This is a genomic window from Micromonospora sp. DT48 (assembly GCF_049844495.1).
GTDB lineage: Bacteria > Actinomycetota > Actinomycetes > Mycobacteriales > Micromonosporaceae > Micromonospora.
In genome coordinates, this window is the sequence record NZ_JBNCLE010000004.1 from 219,504 (window position 1) to 236,309 (window position 16,806).

A 16,806-nucleotide genomic window follows, 5' to 3' on the forward strand; every position below is an offset into this window, starting at 1 on the left:
GAGATCAGATCATCACGCATCGTGAGAACGGCTGGCCAAGACTCCGACCCAAGGTGCCATCGGACTCTGCGTCCGGGCAAGACCGCCATCACCCGTACCACCCATCGACGGACCGTGCCGGTGTGGTCAGCAGCCGCAGCCGCCACCGCAGCAGCCGCCACCGGCCGGTGCGGGAGCGGCACCGGCCCCGCCGCCACCTCGACCGGTGACCGCGACCGTGGAGAGGAGTTTCACCGTGTCGACGTGTCCCTGTGGGCAGGACGCCGGCTCGCCGGCCCGCGCCATGGGACGGTTGACCTCGAAGGTGTCGCCGCAGGCGCGACAACGAAACTCGTAGCGGGGCATGGCACCAGCCTACGACCGCACCTGACGTCCGCCCAGAGATGGGTGATACTCGACGGGTGGCAGACGGCGAAGAGCGCACGACCGTTCGGCCCCTCCGACCGGCCACGCCGCCCGCTGGTTCCACCACCGGCGCGGAGGGGCCGGCGACCGGGCTGCCCCGACCTCGCCGTCCCTGGCTGGAGTCGGGTCCGACCAAGCCGGACGACACCTCCGGCACCGCCGCCGCCGAACCGAAGACCACCGTCAGCTCGGAACCGGCGGCCGCCGGCGAGGAATCGAAGGCCGCCGCCGCGGAGTCCACTCCGGAGACCGGTACGCCGGTGCCCCGGCGCCGCCGGACACGCTTCGCCCACGCCGTACGCATACCAGGGCCACGCGCGGCGGCCCGGGCGACCCGCGACTGGTCGCGCCGACCCAGTGGTCGGCTGACCCTGCCCGGCGTCTTCCTGCTCGCTCTGGTCGCCGCCACCGCCACGGTCGGTGCGCTGGTGGTGCCCGCGACCCTCGGCGATCCGCGTCCGGTGGCGGTGGACGCCACCGCCGACGTGCCTGACGCGCCCACCGGCGATTTGCCGTCGTCCGGCGCGGCGCCGCCACCCGGGCAGTTCCCGCCGCCCACCGCGACGCCGCCGGGTGCGACCCCGCCGGGCGGCGTCGCACCGGCCGGTGGACGCCCATCCGACGCCCTGGCCGGTTGGGCCCGCGACACCGGCGCCAAGGTCGGCATCGACCCGATCGCCATGCAGGCGTACGGCTACGCCGAGCTGGTGCTCGCCGAGACCGACCCGAGTTGCGGCCTGAGCTGGACCACGTTGGCCGCGATCGGCTTTGTCGAGTCCCGCCACGGCCAGGCCAACAACGCCCAGCTCGGTGCGGACGGCCGAGCCGTCCCGGAGATCATCGGGCTACCGCTGGACGGCCAGGGCGGCCGGATGCGGATCACCGACACCGATCGGGGCGAGCTGGACCGCGACACCACCTACGACCGGGCGATCGGGCCGATGCAGTTCATCCCGACCACCTGGCAGGAGATCGGCGCCGACGCGGACAACGACGGCCGCAAGGACCCGCACAACATTCACGACGCGGCGCTCGCCGCCGGGATGTACCTCTGCAAGGGCGGCAGGAATCTCACCATTCCGGGTGACTGGTGGAACGCGATCCTGTCGTACAACGACGTCCGGCGGTACGCCCAGGACGTCTTCGACACCGCCAACCGGTACGGACAGGCCAGTCGCACGTGAAGTGATCGTCCGCATACATTGGAGAACTGGACACTTCCCCCAGGCTGCGGTTGACGGCAAGCTAGACGGGTGATGGTGCGCGAGTGGGACCCCAGGACCGCGTCGTCCGCCGAGATCGCGTCGCTGCTGGACACGCTGAACGCGGTCCTGGCGGCCGATCTGCCGCAGGATCCGCCGTGGCGGGAGAGTTCCCTGCGGGAGTACCTCGCCGAGGTGATGCCCGGCGAACGCCGGATCTCCTGGGTCGCCCAGGAGGATCCGGACGCGGACGGCAAACCGGGGGCCATCCTCGGCCAGGTGCACGTGTTGCTGCTCGGCAACATCGGCGTAATGGAGGTCCTGGTCCATCCGACGGTGCGACGCAGCGGCCTCGGCCGTGACCTCGTTCTGCGCGCGGCCCGCCGGGTCTACCAGGAGGGCTTCGAGTCGATCGGGGTGGAGGTGGTCGGCGACACTCCCGCCGTCGCCTTCTACGAGTCGCTCGGCTTCAGCAAGGAGTACGTCGAGACCCGCAGCGTGCTCGACCTCGCCACTGTCGACTGGGCCGAGTTGGCGCAGATGTCCACCGTGGTCGGCGAAGGCTATCGCGTCCAGTTCCACCCTGGAGGCCCGCCGGACGAGCTGATTGAGGCGTACGCCCGTGCCAAGGCCGAGGCCCGGGACATTGAGGACGGCGAGCTACGACCGAGTTCGTACGATCCACAGCGACTCCGGGACAGCCTCGACTGCCTGCACCGGCGGGGCATGAAGCCGTACATCGTGCTCGCCCTGCACGAGCAGACCGGCGAGGTGGCCGGCTTGACCGAGGTGGTGGTGCCGGCTCAGCACCCGACCCGAGCCGACCAGTACGACACCATCGTGGTGCAGGATCACCGCGGTTACGGCATCGACCGGGCGATCAAGGCCCGGATGCTGTTGGAGTTGCGCTCGGCCGAGCCACAGTTGACCGAGGTGCAGACCTGGAACGCCCAGGCCAACGAGGCCATGCTCAAGGTCAACGCCGAGTTGGGCTACCGCACCGACCGGGACTGGTGCGAATACAGCATCGACGTCGCCGAACTGGTCCACCGGCTCGACGCGAAGCGTTGACCGGTCTCCCGCTGGCCGGTCAGTCCCGGTACCAGGAGCGCGGATCCGGCGGGGGTGGCACGTTCCGGTACTTGGCCACCCGTACCTCCCACTGACTACGGCGTCGCCGCGCCTCGCGGTCGACCCGGCAACGGTGGTAGGTCTCCGGTGGTCGAGCCAGACCGTAGATGTCCCCCCACCATTCGCCGGGTTCCGGGTCGAGAATGGTGTTCAAATGGGCCGGGTAGCGACGATTCGCGCCATCGCGCGTGTCGTCCCAGACCTCCATCGGCAGCACCACCCGCCCGTCCTGATCGACGACCACGAGGTAGAGCCCGGCCGCGCCCAGCAGCCGTTCGAGCACGGCGAGGCTCGGCGTCAGGCTGCCCGCCTCGACGCGCGCGACGGTCGACGGCGCGACCTTGGCGAACCGGGCCATCCGCAGTTGGCTGAGCCCGACGATCCGGCGGGCGCGTCGCACCAGACCCGCGATGGGAAAGGGGCCGACCGTGGGGCCCAGGTCCGGCGGCTCGAAGACGGAAGACATGCTCCGACCTTGCCGCTGCCGTGACCCACGCGGCAATCCCTGTGGAAAACCCTGTGGATATCGCCCGCCCTTCGCACCCACGACCTGATGAGGACCTCGACCGACCCGACCAACACTCACGCTGAGCAACAGTCACGCTGGGCGACGGATCTGCTCCTTCTCCCGCCACCCCCGACATCCCCTCGCGCGCCCTTTGCTCTGCTTCAACCCACGCAACCGCCACTGACCAGCGGCGCAGCAGCGGAGGTTTTTGGCCCACCCGCCGGGTTTCGACTACCGTCCGTAAGCTGTGCGTGGAGTGAAGCAGAGCAAAGGATGGGTGGGGAAGTAGGTCGGGTAGGGCAGGCGGACACCCAGCGTGACGGAACGTCTGGGTCATCGTCGGTGAACCGCCGGAAATCGGCCAGGTTGTCCGGCCGCAGCCGCCGGACTTGGGCGTGCTGCGGCTCCGGCGGGGTGGGTCACCAGCGCTGACCGGGGGCAGCGCTGACCGGGGGCAGCGCTGACCGTGTGCCGTACCGGCTACACCGGCGAGCTAGGGGTCAGTAGCGCTGGCGGAGCAGTTGAGCGGCCTCGACGGCCCAGTAGGTGAGGATGATCTGGGCACCGGCGCGGCGCAGCGAGGTGAGGCTTTCCAGCATCGCCCGCTCCCGGTCGATCCAGCCGTTCGCGGCGGCGGCCTCGATCATCGCGTACTCGCCGGAGACCTGGTAGGCCGCCACGGGCACGTCCACGGCGGCGCGCACCGCCGACACCACGTCGAGGTACGGCAGCCCCGGCTTGACCATCACCATGTCGGCACCCTCGGCGACGTCCAACTCGACCTCGCGTAGCGACTCGCGCAGGTTCGCCGGATCCTGCTGGTAGGTGCGCCGGTCCCCCTCCAACGCCGACTCGATGGCCTCCCGGAAGGGCCCGTAGAAGGCCGAGGCATACTTCACCGCGTACGCGAGCACGGCCACGTCGGGGTAACCCGCCGCGTCGAGTGCCCGGCGGGTCACCCCGACCTGGCCGTCCATCATCCCGGACGGACCGACCACGCCGACTCCCGCAGCGGCCTGGGCCACCGCCATCTCGGCGTACGCGGCCAGGGTGGCGTCGTTGTCGACCTCACCGTCCGGGGTGAGTAGCCCGCAGTGCCCGTGCGAGGTGAACTCGTCCAGGCACAGGTCGCTCATCACCACGGTGGCGTCGCCCACCTCGGCCACCACGTCACGGATGGCGACGTTCAGGATGCCGTTCGGGTCGATGCCACCGGAGCCGTGCGCGTCACGCGACGACGGCACACCGAACAGCATGATCCCACCGACACCGGCCTGCACCGCCTCCACCGCCGCCTTACGCAGCGAGTCACGCGAATGCTGGACCATGCCCGGCAGCGAGGAGATAGGGCGCGGCTCGGTCAACCCCTCCTTGACGAACATCGGCACGACCAGCTCGGCCGGGTCGACACGGGTTTCGGAGACCAGCCGACGCATCGCCGCGGTGCGGCGCAGCCGACGGGGTCGCATCTGCGGGTACGGCATGAACCAACCCTCCCTGACGAGCAGCCGGCGCCGAAGCGGCTACCGGAACCTCAGCGCGGTCGGCCCCTGGACCTTCGAGCCGCGGCGCTGCTTCGCCGGCATCGCGGCGAGCTTCTCCCGCAGCTCGACGGCGTAGCCGGCGAGCGCCTCCACCAGATCGGGAACCGACGCGTGCGGGGGCTGGACGTCGACCCGCAGGCCGAACTCCGTCGCGGTCTCCGCCGTCTTGGGCCCGATGACAGCCACAACGGTACGCGTGTGCGGCTTGCCCGCGATGCCGACCAGGTTCCGGACCGTGGAGGACGAGGTGAACAGCACCGCGTCGAACCCGCCCGACTTGATCGCGTCCCGGATCTCGGCGGGCGGCGGAGCGGCCCGGACCGTCCGGTAGGCGGTCACGTCGTCAACCTCCCAGCCGCGCTCGGTGAGCCCGGCGGCGAGCGTCTCGGTGGCGATGTCGGCGCGCGGCAGCAGTACCCGGCCGACCGGGTCGAGCACCTCGTCGTGCGGCGAGAACTCGGCCAGCAGTCCCTCGGACGACTGCTCGCCGGAGGGGATCAGCTCCGGCTGGATACCGAAGGCGCGGACCGCGTCAGCGGTGGCGTCGCCGATACAGGCGATCTTGACGCCGCCGAAGTGCCGGGCGTCCAGACCGTGTTCGGCGAACTTCTCCCAGACCGCCCGTACCGCGTTGACCGAGGTGAAGATCACCCAGGCGTACCTGCCGTCGACCAGGCCCTTGACCGCCCGCTCCATCTGCGCCGGGGTACGCGGCGGCTCCACCGCGATGGTCGGCACCTCACAGGGGATCGCCCCGTACGCACGCAGCCGGGCGCTCATCACACCGGCCTGCTCCTTGGTGCGGGGCACCAGCACCTTCCAGCCGTACAGCGGGCGGTTCTCCCACCAGCTGAGCTTGTCCCGCTGGCCCACCCCCTCGCCGATGGTCAGCACGACACGGCCGGTGAAGCCGAGCGCCGCCGCGACGAAGGAGTCCACGGTCGACGTGGTGGTGTACTGCGTCTCGCCGGTGCCGTCGCCGGTCACCCCGACATCGGTGGCGCCGTCGACTCCGGCGGCGAGCAGGCCGTCCCGGATCGCGGCCAGGTCACCGGCGTCGACCGCCAGCGCCAGCGAGCCGCGCTGCACGGCTGCGGCCAGCGCGTCGAAGTCCAGGGTGCTGACGTCCTCGACGTCAGCGGCGGTGCGTACGCCCGGCAGCGGCACGCCCGCGTAGGTGGCCACCCCCTCGGCCTGGCCGACGCCGGGAACCACCTCGAAGTGCGCGGCGGTGCGCGCCACCGCCTGCACCTCCTTGACCACCGAGTCGTGACCGAACGGGTCGCCAGCAACCAGGTGCACCGCGTTCTGCCCGGAACGGGCCGCCGAGATCAGGACCTTGGCCACGTCGCCCGGCGCGCCCTCGGCCGGGGTGAACTGGGCGTCGGATCGGGCCTCCGCCCGGACGACGTCGAGCAGCGACTCGGGGACTCCCCGGTCGTACACCACCTGGTCGGCGTCGACCAGGGCGTCGTGCGCCCGGCGGGTCAGCAGGCCCGGGTCGCCGGGTCCTGCCCCGACGAACGCGATACGGCCTACGGGCTTACGGGTGCGGGTCATTCTGTGCTCCCAAATTGCTGGGTCCCCGGGCCATCGTGTCCTTGCGGGCCGAGGATCGAGTCGGCGCCGAGGTCGAGGAGTTCGGTGGCGAGCGCCTTACCGATCTCCGCCGCATCGGCGGGCGTTCCGGTGCGGGACAGCCGGATGTCACGAGTGCCGTCCGGGCTGATCACCGCTCCGCGCAGGTAGATCTCTTCAACAGCGTCACCCTCGTCGCCGGTCGGCTCGCCTTCGGCGACGACGGCGTAGGCGGCGACCGGAGCGGAGCATCCGGCCTCCAGGGTGGCCAGCAGCGCCCGTTCCGCGGTGACCGCGGCGCGGGACGGTGCGTGGTCGAGCATGGCGAGCAGCTCGACCAGGTCGGTGTCGTCGACCCGGCACTCCACCGCCAGGGCGCCCTGGGCGGGAGCCGGCAGCATCAGCATCGGGTCGAGCGTCTCGGTGACCACGTCGGCGCGGTCGATGCGGGCCAGGCCCGCCCGGGCCAGGACGACGGCGTCCAGGTCGGCCTCCGGGCCGAGCACCCGGGCCAGCCGGGTGTCGATGTTGCCCCGGATCGGGGTGACCGACAGTGGCATGCCCAACGCGTGCAGCTGGGCGATCCGGCGCAACGCGCCGGTGCCGACGACCGCGCCGGGTGCGAGTTCGGCAAGCGTCTTGCCGTCGCGGGCGACGAGTGCGTCGCGCGGATCCTGTCGCGGCGGCACCGCGGCGATGTGCAGCCCGGCCGCAGTGGCGGTGGGCAGGTCCTTGTACGAGTGGACCGCGAAGTCGATCGTGCCGGCGACCAGGGCGTCCCGCAGCGCGGAGACGAACACACCGACCCCGAGCCGGTGCACCGGCGCGTTGGAACGGTCGCCGGCGGTGACCACCTCGACCAGCTCGACAGGCCGACCGGTGCGCGCGGTCAACGCTTCGGCGACGTGCCCGGCCTGGGCCATCGCCAGCTTGCTGCCCCGGGTGCCGAGGCGCAGCGGAGCCTCGTTCATCGCTCGCCTCCACTGGTTGGGGTGATGTCGGGCACGGTGTCCACCGGCGAGGTCTGCGGGACCTGGAGGTCGAACAGCTCACGCAACAGGGCCGCGTACTGGTCGCCACCGGGTTCGGCGGCGAGTTGGCGGACCCGGACGGTCGGCTGGTGCAGCAGCCGTTGGACCACCCGGTGCACGGTGCGGGCGACCTCGGCACGCTGGTCGTCGCTGAGGTCGGGGCGACGCTGCGCGAGCCGGCTCAGCTCCGCGGTGACCACGTCCTCGGCCCGGCCGCGCAGGGCGGCGACGGTTGGGGCCACGTCGGCACCGCGCAGCCAACTGAGGAAGGACTCGACCTCCCCCGCCACGATCCGCTCGACGGCGGCGGCGTCGGCCGCCACCGGACCGTCGGCGAGCAGCGCCGCCATCCGGTCGATGTCGATCACCTCGACGCCGGGCAGCTCGGCGACGTCGGGGCCGACGTCCCGGGGCACCGCGAGGTCGAGCAGGACCAGCGGACCACGCCCGGAGTCACGGTCGGCGACCGCCGCGGCGACCACCTCGCGGGTGAGGACCGGCTCCGGGGAGGCGGTGGCGGCCACCACGACGTCCACCGCGGCGAGCGTGTCGGCCAGCTCGGCCAGCGGCCGTGCGGCAGCGCCGTACGACTCGGCCAGCCGGACGGCCCGGTCGGTGCTCCGGTTCGTGACGGTCAGCGGCCCGGCGCCGAGCCGGGAGAGCGTCGCCACGCCCAGCGAGCCCATCGCACCGGCACCGACGATCAGCGCGGGACGGCCGGTGAGATCGTCGTCGAGGTGGCCTGCGGCGAGCCCCAGGGCGGCGGTGACGACGCTCTGGCCGGCGCGGTCGATGCCGGTTTCCGAGTGGGCCCGCTTACCCACCCGCAGGGCCTGCTGCATCAGTTCGTGCAGCAACCGTCCGGCGGTGTCCGCCGCACTGGCCCAGTGGTACGCGTCGCGCAGCTGCCCGAGGATCTGCGCCTCGCCGATGACCATCGAGTCCAGGCCGGTGGCCACCCGGAAGACGTGATCCACCGCCGCCGAGTCAAAGTGCACGTAGAGGTGGTTGGCCAGCGCGGCCGGTTGGCAGCCGGCCTGCTCGGCGAGTACGGCGCAGATGTCCCCGAGGCCGCCGTGGAAGCCGGAGACCGCCGCATAGACCTCCACCCGGTTGCAGGTGGAGACGAGGACGGCCTCGCTCACGTACGGCTGCGCGACCAGACGCGCCAGGATGTGGTCGAGCCCGCTGGGTGACACCGCGAGCCGTTCCAGGGTGGCGACCGGTGCGGTGCGGTAGGACGCGCCCACGACGAGGAGTTTCACGTGCCGATCGCCTCCTGGCTCTCGGTGACCGCGAGACCGCCCGGCAGGGCGGTGAGGGCGGACCCACCGGCGGCGGGGAGCGCGGTCAGGGATGCCTTGCGGTGCTCGTGGAACGACAGGATCTGCAACTCGATGGCGAGGTCGACCTTGCGCACGTCGACCCCCTCGGGGACCGAGAGTACGCATGGCGCGAAGTTCAGGATGCTCGTCACACCGACCGCGACCAGCTGGTCCGCGACCCGCTGCGCGGCGGTGGCCGGGGTGGCGATGACGCCTATCGCGATGGCTTCCTCGGCAGCTACCCGGGGCAGGTCGTCGATGTGCTGTACGACCAGTCCGTTGATCTCCTCGCCGACGCGTTCCTGGTCGGCGTCGAAGAGGGCGGCGATGCGGAACCCACGGCTGGCGAAGCCGTCGTAGCCGGCCAGGGCGTGACCGAGGTTACCCACTCCGACCAGGGCGACCGCCCGACGCTGGGTGAGCCCGAGCACGTACTCGATCTGGTCGATCAGCAGCCCGACGTCGTAGCCGACGCCCCGGGTGCCGTACGAACCGAGCTGGGACAGATCCTTGCGGAGCTTGGCCGAGTTCACCCCGGCGGCGTTGGCCAACCCTTCGCTGGAAACCGTCTCGTGACCGGTTTCAGCGAGATTGTGCAGGGCACGGAGATATTCGGGGAGCCGGGCCACCGTCGCCTCGGGCAGGTCCGGGAGCGCCGGTACGGCACCTGCGCGACCGGGCGCGCCAGGGTGACGGTGCTGACTCATGAGACTCCGTGCGGTGCGATCCTCGACCAACTCCACCGGTCGGCCGTTTCGGGACTCCCGCTGGCGACCGATGTTGCCGGCTGTGCTAGCAGGGCGCGTCGGAATTACAGAGTAGGCGCTTGTGAAGACGTGCACAAATCGCGATCTTGCTGGCACGGCCCGCGCCCCCACCGGCCCCTCCATCCCACAAGATCGATCACCACCTTGCCGTAAGCACTCGCGCGATTATGGCCCAATCCCGACTTCTCTGACCAATCACACGCGGGCCGCCCAACCGCATTCCCATGAGCCGATCACGAGGTTGTGACCTCGACGCCCCGATTCCGAGCGCGCTACTTCACGATCGAACGGACACGTCCGCGAAAGTGGTGGCGAGGGTCACGGCCTCGGTGAGGGTGTCGGCGACCGGGTGGCCCGAGGCGAGCAGGCGGGACCGGTCGGTGAATCCGCCGGTGTAGAGGACGGCGCGGGCACCGACGGACAGGGCGGCGTCGGCGTCGTCCAGCGAGTCGCCGATCAGCACCACCGATCGGCCGTCGACGCCCAGCGCGTCGAGATGCCGGGCCAACGACTCCGCCTTGCGGTCCCCGCCGACCTGCGCCCGCAGCCCGTCGATGCGGGCGAATCGCCCGCTGAGCCCGTACGTCTCGACGGCGGGCACCAACTCGTCGTGGAACCACATCGACAGCAGCGACTGACTGCCCGGCCAGGCCGTCAACGCGTCCACCGCGTCGTTCGCCAGCTCGCAGGTGGTCAGACCGACCCGGTACGCGTCATGGAAGATCTTGTCGAACCGGCCGAACGCCTCGTCGTCCACCGCTTTGCCGAGCACGTCCGCGTAGTAGTCGGCGATCGGCCGACGGAACCGAACCCGATGCTCGTCAGGGCTGACACTCGGCCCACCCTCGCTGGCGAACACCGCGTTGGTGCAGGCCACCACGAGGCTGAGATCGTCGAGCAGGGTGCCGTTCCAGTCCCAAACCAGATGAGGGCGCACAGGGGTCATCGCCGCACCTTATCCGGCGAGGTGGCCCCTCGGCCGCCCCCGAGCTGGGCGCATGACGGCCCCTTGGCCGAGGGCGCGGCGGACTCAGAGCCGAGGGCGCGGCGGGCTCAGAGCTGGGGGGTGGTCAGGTCCCGCAGCAGTCGGTCCTCCTCGACCCGCCAGTAACCGTGCTCCCTGCCGTCGAGCAGCACCACCGGCAGCCGGTCACCGTACTCCCGCTCCAACTCCACGTCACCGCTGACGTCCCGCTCGATCCACCGGTCGCCGGTGACCGCGACCACCCGGTCGAGCGCCGCCTTGGCGTCCTCACAGAGGTGGCAGCCGGGGCGGGTGATCAGGGTCAGGCGGGGTTCACGCATCGGTCTCCTCCGTCGTGCCGAGCAGGGTCTTGCGTACCTTCCCGATCACCGAGCGCGGCAGCGCGTCGACGAACTCGACCTCGGTCGGGCACTTGAATCGGGCCAGGTTACGCGTGCAGTGGGCGATCAGCTCGGTGCCGGCCACCTCGACCCGTGGCGCCGGCACCACGTACGCCCGAACAGTCTCCCCGGTTCTCGGATGCGGCACGCCCACTACCGCCGACTCTGCCACCGCCGAGTGTGCCGACAGCACCAGCTCCACCTCGTGCGGGTACACGTTGAAGCCGTTGACCAGGATCAGCTCGCCGAGCCGGTCGACCAGGAAGAGGTCGCCGTCGGCATCGGCGTACGCGACGTCACCGGTGGCCCACCAACCGTCGGCGTCCGGTCCACCCCCGCCGTCCGGGAGGACACGACGAGTCCCGTCGACGGAACCCGTCGACATCACCGACGGTGCGGAGCGGGTACGGCGAGGAACGCACCGCAGCTTCCCGACCCGCCGGTCGACGGCCACCTTTCCGACCCCGCTCGACCACCCGGGACCATGCCCCTCACCAGCGATAACAGGGGTTCCACTGGGGATCAGGTGAAGCGCCGATTGTCAACCACACCCGACGGACAACCGGTCCGCCAGCCCGGCGACACGTCGGGAAATACTTCGGCCCTGTGTAACGGACTTGCCACGCGCGGGTGACGTTGGCCCTATCATCACTCGGGTCGGCTCACCCCATTTGCCGTGAGTCGACACCCCTCAGCCCGAGGAGGCCCCCGTGCCGTTGAGCGCATTGGACCAGCACCTCAAGGGGATCTGCCGCACGTCGGCACACCCCGGAGCCACCCTGCCCGACGGGGCAACGACCGGTCGACCGGTCGTTGCCGGCCCGGCGGCCACCGGCGGAACGGAGGCGACGCGATGACCGCCTTCAGCTTCGCCGAGCGTCCGGTCGGCCTGACCGGTCCCGCCGCCCGTACTCCGATCAATGAACGCGGCGGCGCCCACAGCGCGTCGGACGCGTCGGCGAACCTCGCCGTGCGAGGCGACGGCACCGCCCGCCGGGTGGGTAGCCGACCACATCAGAACGAACCGCCACACCGACCACCGGTGCCGGGGGGAAACACGAAGTCCGCCGGTGGGCGGGTCGCCTCCCCGAATCGCCCGACGATGCCGGCCCAGGCTCGGCGCGGCGGGGACGCGCCGGTCACCGAGGCGTCCACCACCGAGACCGCGGTACTGCCGGCGGTCACCGACACGAGCGGCGGCTCGACCGGGTTCCCGAGCCGACCGGATCCGTCCGATCCGGCTACCGAGGTCTGGGCGCTCGTCGAACGCGCCCAGGCGGGCGAGGCGGAGGCGTTCGGGCTGATCTACGACCGGTACGTGGACACGGTGTTCCGCTTCGTCTACTTCCGGGTCGGCAATCGGCAGCTCGCCGAGGACCTCACCTCGGACACCTTCCTGCGTGCCCTCAAGCGGATCGGTAGCTTCACCTGGCAGGGTCGGGACCTCGGTGCCTGGTTGGTGACCATCGCGCGCAACCTGGTCGCCGACCACTTCAAGTCCGGTCGTTACCGGCTGGAGGTCACCACCGGCGATGTCCTCGACGCCGATCGGGAGGACCGGGGCCCGGAGGGCAGCCCGGAGGCGGCGGTGGTGGAGCACATCACCAACGTCGCCCTGTTGAGCGCCGTGAAGCGCCTCAATCCCGAGCAGCAGGAATGCATCGTGCTCCGCTTCCTCCAGGGTTTCTCGGTCGCCGAGACGGCGCGGGCGATGGGCAAGAACGAAGGCGCGATCAAGGCGCTCCAGTACCGAGCGGTCCGGGCCCTGGCCCGGCTGCTCCCCGACGGCTTCCAGCCGTGACCTACGCGTACCGGCACGTCAGTCACCGATCCACCACCGGACGCGATCACTTTGGGTAATTTTCGACGCGGACCGGGCCGTAACCCGTCCCCGGCGCGGCGCGTTTCTCCGGGTGCGACCGCAGACAGACCAGGAGCCCTGCGGGTGACCTGGGACGGTGCCGCCTACGGCCATCCGCCGTGGTGTCACGAGGTCATCGGTCGCTGGCGGTGAACGCGGCCGACCGGCCGTGACCAGCGAGAGGAGGTGCCACGGTGGACAACGCCCTCTTCTCCCGTCGGCGCGCCGAGCGCTTCGCGCAGCTTCTCGACGAAGCCAACGGCGGCCGACGTCATCATGTGCGATCCCGGGACGACGACGGGCTCATGCCGCTCGTCACGCTCGGCCGGCAGCTCGGGGCCAACCCTCCGGTCGTCGAGGTAGACCCGGAGTTCCGCACCGGCCTACGGGCGATGTTGCTGGCCACCGCCGCTCGCGAGGGTGTCGGGGCGTCGGCCGCCACCAAGCCGACCGAGAAGTCCGCGTCGGTCCGGGGGTCACTACTGCCTGCGGTCACCGCCCGCCGGGCTCGCGCCCGTGGTGCGATCCTGATCGGCATCGCCGCCGGTGCGGTGGCCGTCTCCGGCATCTCGGCGGCCAGTGAGGACGCGGTGCCCGGTGACGCGCTGTACGGGATGAAGCGTGGCACCGAACGGGCGCAACTCGCGCTCACCAGCTCCGACATCAGCAAGGGCCAACTCTTCCTCGACTTCGCCCGCACCCGGTTGGCCGAGGCAGCCACGCTGCGGGGTGGCCAGAGCGGATACCGCGCCGTGCTGGACGACATGGACGAGGACACCCGCCAGGGCGTACGCCTGCTCGCCGGAGCCGCCGCGCAGCGCTCGGATCCCGCGTCGCTGGCTGCGGTCGACGCATTCCTCACCGCGCAGCGACGGTCCCTGAGCGCGTTGGAGGACCGGGGTTCCCGGGCCGATCGGGCGCGCACCAGCGAATCGCTGGCGCTGCTCGAATCCGTCGCCGAGCGGGCCGACGCCATGCGCGCCGCCATCGCCTGCGGTCAGGGGTTCACCGCCAGCAGCGACTCGCTCGGCCCGATCCCCGCCACCTGCGCCTGACCGGTCGGGCGCTTCGGGCCCGCCGGGGTCCGGACCGGCTAGTCGCCGGGCTGGGACACCCCACCGAAGGCTTCCAGCCGTGGCTACGACACCACCGCGCCCATGCCCGACACCGGTCTTCGCTCCCGCTACGGCGCGGTCAAGAGTCCCACCGGCGATGGCGAGTCGGTCGCCACCCTGTTCTGCATGATCCCTGACAGCAAACTACCGCTCGCCCGGTTCGACGCGACGGTGACGGCCGTGCGGGGCAGCTTCTCCCTGCACCTGAGATCTAAGGGCCGAACGGGTCAGGCCGGCGCTCCAGCAACTGGTGCAGGGTCTGCTGGATAGTCTCCCGTACCTGGTCGGCGAGGTTGAACACGACGAGCGGATCGTCCGCCGAGTCCATCAGGTGCGCCGTCGGGATCGGCGGGCAGAACTCGATCAGCCACTTGCTCGGTAGCGGCACCATGCCCAGCGGGCCGAGCCAGGGGAAGGTCGGGGTCACCGGGAAGTACGGCAGCTTGAGCAGTCGGGCCAGGGGCTTGATGTCGGCGAGCATCGGGTAGATCTCCTCGCCGCCGACAATCGCCACCGGGATGATCGGGGTGCCGGTACGCAGCGCCGCCGAGACGAAGCCGCCCCGCCCGAAGCGTTGCAGCTTGTAGCGTTCCGCGTACAGCTTGCCGACGCCCTTGAAGCCCTCCGGGAAGACACCCACCAGTTCACCGTTGCGCAGTAACCGCTCGGCGTCCGGGTTGCAGGCAACCGTGCCGCCGGTCTTGCGCGCGATCTCGGAGACCACCGGCATCCGGAAGACCAGGTCCGCGCCGAGCAGCCGCAGGTAGCGATGGTCGGGGTGCTCGTGGTGCAGCGCGGTGGAGAGGATCAGCGCGTCCAGGGCGACCGTGCCGGAGTGGTTGCCGACGATCAGTCCCGCCCCGTCCGTGGGGACGTTCTCCAGGCCGCTGACCTCGGTGCGGAACCAGTCACGGTAGAGCCGACGCAGCAGCGGGTGGAAGACCGCCTCGGTCAGCTCCGGGTCGAAGCCGAACTCGTCCACCTCGTAGTCGCCGGCCAACCGGCGGCGCAGGAAGGCCAGGCCGCTGGCGACCCGCCGGTCCCAGACGTCGCCGACCTGGTCCGGTGCCGGGCGGTGTCCGTTTTGTCGGGCCGGGTCGGTGTCGGGCGTCACCGGCGGCGGTACGGCGTACCGGTCGTCGAGGCGCGACTCGTCGTGCTGCTCCTCCGGCCCGCTCACGACCGCTCCCGGACAGCGCTGCGAACCTGCCTGATCTGGTCCAAGACCAGCTTCTCGGCAGCGGCCAGTTGGTCCCGGGTGACCACGGCACGCCCGTGGTGTGCCCGGATGAAATCGTCGAAGGCGGCGGCGGTGGAGCGGGGTGTGAAACCGTACTCCCGCTCCAGCCGGGAGATGTCCACTACCCGGCCGTGCACGAAGAGGTCGACCTGGTCGAGGCCGTAGCGGCCGAAGCCCATGAGCCGGGCGAGCGCGACGGCGCCGGACAGGCCCGGCTCCAACACCGGCACGGCGATCCGCCCGGCGCGGCGGATCGCCTGCGACAGCGCGAGCACCCCGGGCCCGGCGACGTTGAAGGTGCCGGGATGGTCCTCGACGACCGACCGGTGCAGCACCTCCAGCGCGTCCTCGAAGTGCAGGAACTGCAACCGGGCGTCCCGACCGAGGATGGTGGGCACCACCGGCTGCGCGAAGTAGCGGGTGAGCGTGGTGTCCGCCGTCGAGCCGATGAACGGCGCGAAGCGCAGCACGGTGGCGGTGACGTCACCGCGCCGTCGGCGGAAGCCACGGACGTACCCCTCGATGTCGAGGATGTCGCGGCCGAAGCCGCCACGCGGCACCTCGCGCGGCTCGGTCTCCTCGGTGAAGACGGCCGGGTCACGGAACGAGGCACCGTACGCCGCGGTGGAGGAACGGACCACGATCTTGCGCAGTCGCGGTGCCCGCTGGCAGGCGGCGAGCAGTTGCATGGTGCCGATGACGTTCTGTTCCTTCATCGCCGCCCGACCACCGTGCTGTGGATCCGGGGAGCTGACCAGGGCCAGATGCACCACGGTGTCCACGTCGAGGTCGGCGAGGAGACCCCCCACCGAGCCGGCGTCGATCCGGATGCGTTCGACCCGGTCGAGCAGCGCGTCGATCTCGGGACCCGGCTCCGGCAGGTCGATACCGATGACCCGGTCGATCCGTGGGTCGGCGGCGAGCCGGGCCGCGACGTGCGCGCCCAGGTAGCGGCTGACTCCGGTCACGACGACGACCCCCGGGAGGCTCTGGGAGCCACCGGGGGTCATGTCTCGCACCCGCCCCGGCAGGTGGGACCGAGCCGGGACAGCCACGGCCTGATCACCTGAGCCTCCGAGGGTCGACAAGTTGGCAAGGACGGACGCCGGGCCTGCGCCCGGCGTCGGTCACTTGCCGAGACGGCGACGCTGGACGCGGGTCTTGCGCAGCAGCTTGCGGTGCTTCTTCTTAGCCATGCGCTTGCGGCGCTTCTTGACCACCGAGCCCATACGACAGCCTTTCGATGCAACGTGCGGCGCGATCGGGAGAACACCACGAGCCTGTGGCGTCGGCGACCGCTTACGGACAGGGACCGGACCGGCGGGATGGGCGGCGGAGCGCACCAGCGGTCACGATCGGAGTCCAGCGTAGCGGGGAGGCGTCAACAGGACCAACGCGCCCCCGCTCGATGCCCGTTCCACCGGGCCCGCACGGCCCGGTCCGCACCCGGGTCAGGCGGTCTCCTGGAAGGCGCCACGCAGGTATTCGTGCACCGCGTGCTCGGGTACCCGGAACGACCTGCCCACCCGCACGGCGGCCAACTCACCGCTGTGCACCAGGCGGTAGACCGTCATCTTCGACACCCGCATGACCGTCGCCACCTCGGCGACGGTCAGGAACTTGACATCCGACAGCCGACCGTCGGACTGCGACCCGGCCATGGCTCACCCGACCCATCCCATGCCCGGCGCGTGCCGCCACACGGGTCCTCCCGCGCGGCCGGCGACGCGCGTG

Annotated in this window: 17 protein-coding genes and 1 pseudogene; 4 read left to right on the plus strand and 14 right to left on the minus strand. The window is 71.2% G+C overall.

Annotated elements, in window-relative coordinates; genetic code table 11:
- Nucleotides 1-126: 126 nt before the first annotated feature.
- The gene (locus tag ACLQ2S_RS01740; protein ID WP_155214501.1) at nt 127-345 is read right to left on the minus strand and encodes an FmdB family zinc ribbon protein; all 219 of its coding nucleotides are present in this window, start codon (nt 343-345) and stop codon (nt 127-129) included.
- Nucleotides 346-401: 56 nt separating this feature from the next.
- On the opposite strand from ACLQ2S_RS01740, the gene ACLQ2S_RS01745 reads away from it, so the two are divergent.
- Together ACLQ2S_RS01745 and ACLQ2S_RS01750 are read left to right on the plus strand one after the other, a co-directional pair.
- Nucleotides 402-1,589: a lytic murein transglycosylase gene (locus ACLQ2S_RS01745; RefSeq protein WP_309222454.1), complete on the plus strand. Its 1,188-nt coding sequence runs from the start codon at nt 402-404 to the stop codon at nt 1,587-1,589.
- A 72-nt stretch (nt 1,590-1,661) separates the two neighbouring features.
- A complete protein-coding gene (locus tag ACLQ2S_RS01750) occupies nt 1,662-2,678 on the plus strand; it encodes a GNAT family N-acetyltransferase (RefSeq protein WP_155214827.1) in 1,017 nt (338 codons plus the stop codon).
- Nucleotides 2,679-2,697: 19 nt separating this feature from the next.
- Here the strand turns inward: ACLQ2S_RS01750 and ACLQ2S_RS01755 are convergent, their stop codons facing one another.
- The 9 genes and pseudogenes from ACLQ2S_RS01755 to ACLQ2S_RS01795 all read right to left on the minus strand — a co-directional run.
- A complete protein-coding gene (locus tag ACLQ2S_RS01755) occupies nt 2,698-3,204 on the minus strand; it encodes a helix-turn-helix domain-containing protein (RefSeq protein WP_155214499.1) in 507 nt (168 codons plus the stop codon).
- A gap of 542 nt (nt 3,205-3,746) precedes the next feature.
- Nucleotides 3,747-4,730 carry a porphobilinogen synthase gene (gene hemB / locus ACLQ2S_RS01760; RefSeq protein WP_425700972.1) on the minus strand — a complete coding sequence of 328 codons (984 nt, stop codon included), beginning with the start codon at nt 4,728-4,730 and terminating at the stop codon, nt 3,747-3,749.
- A gap of 39 nt (nt 4,731-4,769) precedes the next feature.
- On the minus strand, nt 4,770-6,350 hold the full coding sequence (locus tag ACLQ2S_RS01765; protein ID WP_155214497.1) for a uroporphyrinogen-III synthase: 1,581 nt from the start codon (nt 6,348-6,350) through the stop codon (nt 4,770-4,772).
- Nucleotides 6,347-7,339 (minus strand): hydroxymethylbilane synthase, encoded by a 993-nt coding sequence (gene hemC, locus ACLQ2S_RS01770; RefSeq protein ID WP_155214496.1) that lies wholly within the window; start codon nt 7,337-7,339, stop codon nt 6,347-6,349. Before hemC ends, ACLQ2S_RS01765 begins: the two co-directional genes overlap by 4 nt.
- A complete protein-coding gene (locus tag ACLQ2S_RS01775) occupies nt 7,336-8,664 on the minus strand; it encodes a glutamyl-tRNA reductase (protein ID WP_309222453.1) in 1,329 nt (442 codons plus the stop codon). Before ACLQ2S_RS01775 ends, hemC begins: the two co-directional genes overlap by 4 nt.
- The gene (locus ACLQ2S_RS01780; protein ID WP_155214495.1) at nt 8,661-9,431 is read right to left on the minus strand and encodes a redox-sensing transcriptional repressor Rex; all 771 of its coding nucleotides are present in this window, start codon (nt 9,429-9,431) and stop codon (nt 8,661-8,663) included. The genes ACLQ2S_RS01775 and ACLQ2S_RS01780 overlap by 4 nt, the downstream gene beginning before the upstream one ends.
- A 337-nt stretch (nt 9,432-9,768) precedes the next feature.
- Nucleotides 9,769-10,437, minus strand: a complete 669-nt coding sequence (locus ACLQ2S_RS01785) for an HAD family hydrolase (RefSeq protein ID WP_155214494.1) — start codon at nt 10,435-10,437, stop codon at nt 9,769-9,771.
- 107 nt (nt 10,438-10,544) lie between these two features.
- Nucleotides 10,545-10,796, minus strand: coding sequence for a glutaredoxin family protein (locus ACLQ2S_RS01790; RefSeq protein ID WP_155214493.1), 252 nt, complete (start codon nt 10,794-10,796; stop codon nt 10,545-10,547).
- A pseudogene (locus tag ACLQ2S_RS01795) lies at nt 10,789-11,202 on the minus strand (AMP-binding enzyme); the annotation flags it as partial. The pseudogene ACLQ2S_RS01795 and the gene ACLQ2S_RS01790, both read right to left, overlap by 8 nt.
- A gap of 507 nt (nt 11,203-11,709) precedes the next feature.
- Here ACLQ2S_RS01795 and ACLQ2S_RS01800 point away from each other — a divergent pair.
- Together ACLQ2S_RS01800 and ACLQ2S_RS01805 are read left to right on the plus strand one after the other, a co-directional pair.
- Nucleotides 11,710-12,657: an ECF subfamily RNA polymerase sigma factor, BldN family gene (locus ACLQ2S_RS01800; RefSeq protein ID WP_155214492.1), complete on the plus strand. Its 948-nt coding sequence runs from the start codon at nt 11,710-11,712 to the stop codon at nt 12,655-12,657.
- A gap of 254 nt (nt 12,658-12,911) precedes the next feature.
- A complete protein-coding gene (locus tag ACLQ2S_RS01805) occupies nt 12,912-13,772 on the plus strand; it encodes a DUF5667 domain-containing protein (protein ID WP_309222452.1) in 861 nt (286 codons plus the stop codon).
- 271 nt (nt 13,773-14,043) lie between these two features.
- Here the strand turns inward: ACLQ2S_RS01805 and ACLQ2S_RS01810 are convergent, their stop codons facing one another.
- The 4 genes from ACLQ2S_RS01810 to ACLQ2S_RS01825 form a co-directional block, all read right to left on the minus strand.
- Nucleotides 14,044-14,946 (minus strand): lysophospholipid acyltransferase family protein, encoded by a 903-nt coding sequence (locus tag ACLQ2S_RS01810; protein ID WP_309222586.1) that lies wholly within the window; start codon nt 14,944-14,946, stop codon nt 14,044-14,046.
- Nucleotides 14,947-15,008: 62 nt separating this feature from the next.
- On the minus strand, nt 15,009-16,082 hold the full coding sequence (locus ACLQ2S_RS01815; protein ID WP_425700973.1) for an NAD-dependent epimerase/dehydratase family protein: 1,074 nt from the start codon (nt 16,080-16,082) through the stop codon (nt 15,009-15,011).
- Between the two features lie 117 nt (nt 16,083-16,199).
- The gene (locus ACLQ2S_RS01820; protein WP_007465623.1) at nt 16,200-16,301 is read right to left on the minus strand and encodes a 30S ribosomal protein bS22; all 102 of its coding nucleotides are present in this window, start codon (nt 16,299-16,301) and stop codon (nt 16,200-16,202) included.
- Between the two features lie 222 nt (nt 16,302-16,523).
- Nucleotides 16,524-16,733, minus strand: a complete 210-nt coding sequence (locus tag ACLQ2S_RS01825) for a helix-turn-helix domain-containing protein (RefSeq protein WP_111242884.1) — start codon at nt 16,731-16,733, stop codon at nt 16,524-16,526.
- Nucleotides 16,734-16,806 lie beyond the last annotated feature (73 nt).